This is a genomic window from Mycobacterium bohemicum DSM 44277 (assembly GCF_001053185.1).
Classification (GTDB): Bacteria; Actinomycetota; Actinomycetes; order Mycobacteriales; family Mycobacteriaceae; genus Mycobacterium; species Mycobacterium bohemicum.
In genome coordinates this window covers 266,909-274,742 of the sequence record NZ_CSTD01000006.1, presented here as the reverse complement: position 1 = coordinate 274,742, position 7,834 = coordinate 266,909, and the positions used below count along the sequence as shown (strand labels likewise).

Annotated in this window: 3 protein-coding genes; all 3 read right to left on the bottom strand. The window is 69.6% G+C overall.

From position 1 onward, the window contains the following. A partial coding sequence (locus BN971_RS23095) for an acyl-CoA dehydrogenase family protein (RefSeq protein WP_090350611.1) occupies positions 1-1,377 on the bottom strand: 1,377 nt, incomplete at its 3' end. Between the two features lie 32 nt (positions 1,378-1,409). Then, complete coding sequence (gene otsB, locus BN971_RS23090; RefSeq protein ID WP_085180919.1) at positions 1,410-5,387, bottom strand: trehalose-phosphatase; 3,978 nt, start codon at positions 5,385-5,387, stop codon at positions 1,410-1,412. A 30-nt stretch (positions 5,388-5,417) separates the two neighbouring features. Continuing rightward, positions 5,418-7,823, bottom strand: coding sequence for a phosphoenolpyruvate synthase (gene ppsA, locus BN971_RS23085; RefSeq protein ID WP_085180920.1), 2,406 nt, complete (start codon positions 7,821-7,823; stop codon positions 5,418-5,420). Between the last annotated feature and the right edge of the window lie 11 nt (positions 7,824-7,834).

The following is a 7,834-nucleotide window of genomic DNA, read 5'->3' as shown; positions in this document are numbered from 1 at the left end:
GCCGGCGCACTCGGCGTAGGCCGTCAGCTCGCCCAGCCGCAGCAGCACGTGCTGGTTGCGGGTCAGGTGGCCCACCCGGCACGCCTCGAACACCGCGGCCAGGCACTCTAGAGCCAGCGCGGCCGTCGGGCCGCCGACGTCGTCGCCGACGCCGGCCGGCCCGCGGGCCATGTCGCGGTAGTAGGCGCCCGACGTCTTGAGGTGCTGCTGCCAGCGGTCGCGGGCGATGGTCATCTCCAGGATCTCGGAGGTGCCCTCGTAGATCATGGTGATGCGCACGTCGCGCTTGATCTTCTCCACCATGTAGTCGCGGGTGTAGCCGTACCCGCCGTGCGCCTGGATCGCCGCCTCGGCCGCCGCGTTGCCGGCCTCGGTCGCCAGGTACTTGGCGATCGCGCCCTCGGTGTTGAGCGCGCCGCCGGCGCCCTCGCCGGCGTCGATCCGGGACGCGGTCTCCTCCAGGAACGCGCGCGCTGCCTCCAGCCGCACCGCGTGCGGCACGATCAGCTTGTGGGTGTAGCCCTGCTTGCTCGCCAGCGGCGCGCCGCCCTGAATTCGGTTGAGCGAGTAGTCGATCGCGCGGTCCAGCGCGCTCCAGCCGCCGCCCAGGCCGAAGGCGCCGACCATCACCCGGGTGTAGCCGAAGACCTGCTGGGCCTGGGTCAGGCCGCGGCCCTCCTCGCCGCCGATGAGGTGGTCGGCCGGCACCACCACGTCGTCGAGGAACAGCGCCGCGGTGTTGGACAGCCGGATGCCGTGCTTGTCCTCCGGCGGCGCCGCCGAGAAGCCCGCGGTGCCCTTCTCGACGACGAACCACGACGGGCCGGCGGGCGCGAGCGCCAGCACGGTGTAGGCGTCGGCGATCGAGCCGTTGCTGATCCACTGCTTGCGCCCGGTGATCGAGTAGGCCGTCACCCGCCCGTCGGTGGTGACCGGGGTGGCCGTCGTCTTCATGGCGCCCAAGTCGCTGCCGGCTTCGGGCTCGGTGGCGCCGTAGGCGAACAGGATGCCCTCCTCGGCGATCCGGCCCAGCCACTCCTTGCGCTGCTCGTCGGTCGCGCCGATCAGGATCGGATCGGAGCCCAGGAAGGTGGCGAAAACCGCTGTGGCGAGCCCGATGTCGATGCGCGCCAGGCGTTCACAGACCCGGTAGGAGTCGAAGGCCCCGCCGCCCAGCCCGCCGTACTCCTCGGGGACGAACACCAGCTGAACACCGAGGTCCTCGCCGCACATCGCGCGGACGGTCTCCTCGGGGCAGACGTCGTCGTGGTCGAGTTCGAGCAGCCGCTCGTCCGGCAGGGCCGCGGCGACGAACTCCTGCAGCGACTCCAGCATCATGTCGAGGGTGTCCCGGTCGAGCCCGACGGTGGCGCTCATGTGTTTTCCTCCGGTTGGTGGTGTTGGCGGGCTCATCCGGCGAATCTGACCGTGCCGCCGGGGGTCAGCCGCTTGACCTGACCCCGGCACTCGACGTCGATCTCGCCGGCCCCCCGTGGGTCGACGCTGATGATCACGCCCCGGCCGCTGACCCGCAGGTGTAGGTGCAGGCCGCGGTAGTGGATCGGAATGGCAAGCTCGCCAAGGTTTTCCGGCCAGTGCGGGTCCAGGATGATGCGGCCGCCGCGGGTCTCCAGGCCGGTGAAGCAGCGCTGCATCAGGTCGACGCTGCCGGCCATCGCCGCCAGGTGGATGCCCTCGGACGTGGTGCCGCCCTGGATGTCGGTCACGTCGGAGTTCAGCACCTCTTGGAAGAACTCCATCGCCCGGTCGCGGTTGGCCCTGGCGAGCACCCAGCTGTGCACCACGCCGGACAGCGTCGAGCCGTGCGACGTCCGCGCCAGGTAGTAGTCCACCATCTTCGGGACCTGCTCGGGGGTGAACCGGTAGCCGAGCCGGTCCAGCACCTCGCGCAGCTCGGTCGAGGACATCAGGTAGAGCAGCATCAGCGCGTCGGCCTGCTTGGACGCCTTGTAGCGGTTGACGTCGTCGCCCTCGGCCTCGAGGATGCGATCGAGGCGCTGGATGTTCCCGTAGGTCTCCCGGTAGCGGTCCCAATCCAGTTCTTGCAGTTCGCCGTACCCCTCGAACTGGCTGATCACGCCGTCGTGGAACGGGACGAACATCCGGCGGCTCACCTCGTTCCAGTGCGCCAGCTCGTCGTCGCGCAGCCGCAGCTTCTCCCGCAGGTCGAGCAGGTTGGGCAGCGGCAGCAGTTCCAGGGCGTCGAGGGCGCGCATGATCACCCACACCGCCATCACGTTCGTGTAGGCGTTGTTGTCGATGCCGTCATAGGGCGCGTCGGGGTAGCCGGAGTGGAACTCGTCGGGCCCGATGACGCCGCGGATGCTGTAGCGGCCGCGTTCGGCGTCGAAAGTGGCCCTGCTGACCCAGAATCGGGCGATCTCGCCCAGCAGTTCGGCGCCGTAGTCGATCAGGTACGCCAGGTCCCCGGTGGTCTGGTAGAACTTCCAGGCGTTGTAGGCGACGGCGATGCCGATGTGGTGCGCGCGGGCGCTGGCGTCCGGGTTCCACCGGCCGCTGCGCGGATTGAGGTGCAGCCGTTGGCTTTCCTCGCGGCCGTCGCTGCCCGACTGCCACGGGAACATGGCGCCGGCGTAGCCGGCCTCCCGGGCGGCCCGGCAGGCCTCGGGCAGGCGCCGGTGCCGGTAGAGCAGCAGGGACCGGGTGATCATCGGGAACCGCAGGTTGAGCACCGGGAAGATGAACAGCTCGTCCCAGAAGATGTGCCCGCGGTAGGCCTCGCCGTGCAGGCCGCGTGCCGGCACCCCGACGTCGAGGTCGGCGCAGTTGGGCGACACCGTCTGCAGCAGGTGCAGCATGTGCAGCCGCAGGACGCGCAATTCGTCGCTGAATTGGTCGAATTCGATGGACGAGCGCTCCCACAGGTGGCTCCAGGTGGTCTGGTGCCGGTCCAGGACGTCGTCGAACCTGCCGAGCCCGCCCAGCCAGCGCTCGGCGGCGTCGGCCGGCTGCGAGGTCGCCACGTCGCGGCCCGTGAACAGGGTCACCATCTTCTCGACGGTCAGCGTGTCGCCCGCCGACAGCGCGATGTCGATGTCGTGACCGACTTCGGCGTCGCGCTCGAAGGGCCGGTAGGTGGCCCCGACGTGATTGCCGTTGCGCCACAAAGTGGTTCGCGCCGCCAAGGCGATCGGGATCCGCGACTGGTTGGTCTGGACCTCCAGCAGCACGGAATCGTCGGCGATTTCGCGCGTGCCCAGCAGTTCCAGGTGCTCATCGGAGAGGTCGCGGTAGCGTTCGACCAGCGAGTTGCGCACGTTGCCGTCCAGCGTCGAACGGATCGTGACCGTGCCCGCCCAGTCCTCGGGGCGGATCGTGGTGGCCAGTCCGGCCACGTGCGGGGTGTGCATCGCGACGAACCGCCGTTGCGTCACCGAGGTCGTGCGCCCCGCGGCGTCGAGGAACCGCAGTTCCCGGCGCAGCACCGCGCCCCGGGTTTCCAGGGTCTGCCGGTAGGACAGCACGGTGACGTCGTCGATGTCGAACCAGTCGCCGCCCTCGATCCGGAAGGTCAGCGGCAGCCAGTTGGGCAGGTTGACCAGGCTCTCGTTGTCGATCGTGACGCCCGAGACGTTGTCGTACAGCCGGTTGTACACCCCGGCGGCGTAGGTGCCCGGGTAGTGCACCTGCCCGGCCTTCGATTCCGGCGCGGCGCCCCGGGTGGCGAAGTAGCCGTTGCCGACGGTGCACAGCGCCTCGCGCAGCTTCTCGCTGGCCGGGTCGTACCCTTCGAAGCTGAATTGCCAAGCCTCGGTGGAGGTCTGGTGGGTGTAGGCGAGCCATCGCGAGCCCAGCTCGAGCACCTCGCCGACCTCGTCGGGGCCGTTGAGGACGAACCGGGCGGCCGTCCGGCGGTCGCCGTCGCTGCCGTGCCGAACCGCGATTCCCACACCGCCGAGCGCAACGGCGTCGAACGCGTCCTCGTCGGCGAGGTCACCGCCGATGTAGATCGGGATCAGCGACCTCGGCTTGTCCACGTGCGACCGTATCCAGGCCAGCCGCGTTCCCTCGTCCCACGCGATGTCGGGCCGCAGCTCCACCAGGGTGTGTCCGGTCGAGACCCGCAGTTTCCTCAGCTTCCCGATCCGCTGCGTCGTCGCGACGATGTCGTCGATGTGCTCGGCCGCGGCGGCGGGGTAGTGCACCGCGACCGCAAAGCGCTTGTGCACCAACTGGAGTCCGGGAATGTCGGCCAGGATGTCGCGCAGCTCGTCGGCGGCGTCCGCCAGGACGGGAACCGCGGCCGCCGCTCCGTCGTGCTCGTGGTGGCTCCCGTCCGGCTCGAGCAGCTCGAAGCCATGGTTGCCCGCATACCAGACCTCGGGTATCCCCACCCGCTCCCTGATGTCGGCGACGTCCCGGCCGCTGATCACGACCACGGGGGACAGCGCGGCGAGGTTCCCCAGCGCCTGAGCGGCTTTCGCCATGTGCGCGATCGCGCCCGGGTCCGAAACCGTCTGGGGCAACACGACGTCGTAGTTGAGGAACAGCACCGATTCCCGGCCGATGGCGATGCCGGCCAGTTGCCCGTAGGACTCCAGCGCGTTGGGAATCTCGGAGATTCGCTTGTCCCCGGTGCGCACCGCGATGTCGGAGAGGTCGGCCACCATGACGTCCGCCTCAACCCCGGAGGCTGCCTGGGCGCTGCCGGCGCCGTCGACACCGACGACGAGCGCGAATCCCGCCTCCCGCCCCGCGGCGAGCCCCACCGGGTTGTCGCCCACGACGACCGCCCGATGCGGGCGCACGCCCACGGCGCTCGCCGCCTCCCGGACGTGCGTGGCGTCGGGGAGGACGACCAGTCCCGGGGTCGCGTCGAGCCCGCCGGCGGCGCGCTCGACGAAGACGTCGAGCAGGCCGTCACCGACCGTGCCCGCGCCCGAAAGGGGTTGGCCGTCAAGGCTCGGCGCCTGGGCCACCGCCGCGACCCCGGCCTCCCGCAGCTTGCGGGTCAGGGTGACCATCGCCGCCAGCAGCGGAACGTCGCGGTCCAGTAGCTCCGCGTACAGCCGGCGCTGCCGGTTGACCAGCCCGCAGATGGTGTTCTCGCCCGTGTCCGACGGCGCCCCGCGGGGCAGCGTGATGCCCCGCGACGCCAGGAAGTCGGCGACCCCGTCGGGGCCGGGCTTGCCGCGCAGCAGGCGGTCATAGTCGTCATCGGTGAACAGCGAGTGGTTCTCGCCCCGGTACGCCGGCCGGCGCGCCAGCTGGTCGTTGAAAAGCGAAGCCCACGACTGGCGTTGGATCGACGCGGCGTCCTTGAGCACGCCGTAGAGGTCGAAGATCACCGCGTCGTAGTAACGCGGGTCGATGACCACCGGGGGATTCACGCTATGACCGCCCATCTGCGCCTTCCGAGTCGGGTCTTGTCGGGATCACTGCAGTTGCACCGCTTTTTCGAGGTCCAGGATTTGCCGGGTCGTCTTGACCACCACGTCGGGGTTCAGGCTGATCGAGTCGATGCCGCAGCGGACCAGGAACTCGGCCATGTCGGGGTAGTCCGACGGCGCCTGACCGCACAACCCGGAGTGAATCCCGTTGCGGCGGCAGCCCTCCACGGCCAGGCGGATCATCTCCTTGACGCCCTCGTCGCGCTCGTCGTAGTCGAAGGCCACGATCTCGCTGTCCCGGTCGACGCCCAGGGTCAGCTGGGTCAGGTCGTTGGACCCGATGGAGAAGCCGTCGAAGCGCTTGGCGAACTCGTCGATGAGGATGACGTTGTTGGGGATCTCGCACATCGCGTACACCTTGAGCCCGTTCTCCCCGCGGCGCAGACCGTGTTTGGCCATCTCCGCCAGCACCAGGTCCGCCTCGGCCACCCGGCGCACGAACGGCAGCATGAGCACGACGTTGGTCAGCCCCATCTGTTCGCGCACCCGCTTCATCGCCCGGCACTCCAGCGCGAATCCCTCGGCGTAGGCCGGGTGCGCGTAGCGCGAGGCGCCGCGGAAGCCGATCATCGGGTTGCTCTCGGCCGCCTCGAAGCCGCTGCCGCCGACCAGGCTGGCGTACTCGTTGGTCTTGAAGTCCGACATCCGCACGACGACGGGCTTGGGCCAGAAGGCGGCGGCGATGGTGCCGATCCCCTCCGACAGGCGTTCGACGAAGAACTCGGCGCCGTCGGAATAGGCGTAGGTCAGCGAATCGATGGTCCGCCGGGCCTCGGGGTCCTCCACCCGGTCGGGGTGCAGCAGCGCGAGCGGGTGCACCCGGATGTACTCGTTGATGATGAACTCCATCCGGGCCAGCCCCACGCCGTCGTTGGGCAAAAACGACGTCTTGAACGCCAGATCGGGGTTGCCGAGGTTGAGCATGATCTCGGTGTGCGGCCGCTGCTCGTCGGACACCTCGGTGCGGTCGACGCGAAAGCCCAACTCGCCGCGGTAAACCCGTCCCGTGTCGCCCTCCACGCAGGACACCGTGACGACCTCGCCGTCGGGCACGCTCGTGGTGGCGTCGCCGGCGCCGACGACGGCGGGGATGCCGAGCTCGCGGGCGATGATCGCCGCGTGGCAGGTGCGCCCGCCGCGGTTGGTGACGATGGCCGCCGCGATCTTCATGATGGGTTCCCAGTCGGGCGTGGTGATGTCGGCGACCAGCACGTCGCCGGGCCGGAACTCCGACAGCTTGCCGAGGTTGTCCATCCGCCTGGCGATGCCCGTGGCGACCTTCTCCCCGACCGAGCGGCCCTCGGCGAGCACCTCCTTGCCGTCGGCGCCCTTGCCCTCGAGCACGTAGCTTTCGATGACGGTCAGGCTGCGCTGGGAGGCCGCGGTCTCGGGGCGCGCCTGCACGATGTAGAGCCGCCCGTCCAGACCGTCCTTGGCCCATTCGATGTCCATCGGCCGCCCGTAGTGGCCCTCGATGGCGCAGGCGTAGCCGGCCAGCTCGAGGACGTCCTCGTCGGTGACGCAGAACCGGGCCCGGTCGGCCTTGGGCGTGGGGATGTTGCGGACGGTGTTCTTCGTCTCCCCCTCGACGTAGATCATCTTGACCGCCTTGTCCCCGATCAGCCGGCGCAGCACCGCCCGGTGGCCGGCCTGATAGGTCGGCTTGTGCACGTAGAACTCGTCGGGGTCGACGGCGCCCTGGACCACGTTCTCCCCGAGCCCGTAGGCGCCGGTGATGAATACCACGTCGTGGAAGCCGGATTCGGTGTCCAGGGTGAACATCACCCCCGACGACGCGAGGTCGGAGCGCACCATCTTCATCACGCCGATCGACAGCGACACCTTGAAGTGGTCGAAGTCCTGGTCGACCCGGTAGTGGATGGCGCGGTCGGTGAACAGGCTGGCGAAACACCGGCGGCAGGCGTCCAGCAGGCTCTCGGTGCCCTTGATGTTGAGGAAGGTCTCCTGCTGGCCGGCGAAGCTGGCCGTCGGCAGGTCCTCGGCGGTCGCCGAGCTGCGCACGGCCAGGCTGACGTCCTCGCCGTATTCCTCCTGCAGCTGGCGGTAGGCGGCCGTGATCTCGGCGGCAAGCTCCGGGGGAAGCCCTGCGCCGTAGACGATTTCGCGGGCCCGCTTGCCTTTGCGGGCCAGTGCGGTGACGTCGTCGGGGTCGAGGTCGTCGAGCGCGGCGTGCAGCGCGTCCCAGGCGCCGGCGCGGTCCAGCATGTGCCGGTAGGCCTCGGCGGTGATGGCGAACCCGTGCGGGACGCGGACACCCTGCCCGGTGAGCTTCTGGAACATCTCGCCGAGCGAGGCGTTCTTCCCGCCGACCAGTGGGACGTCCTCGATCCCGATCTCCTCGAAGAAGCGGATGTAGGTGAAATCGCTCATGGTGTTCTTCC

Excerpts from the sequence above, each read along its gene's own strand:
- ppsA (WP_085180920.1), bottom strand. The coding sequence starts at position 7,823 with ATGAGCGATTTCACCTACATCCGCTTCTTCGAGGAGATCGGGATCGAG.
- otsB (WP_085180919.1), bottom strand. The coding sequence starts at position 5,387 with ATGGGCGGTCATAGCGTGAATCCCCCGGTGGTCATCGACCCGCGTTAC.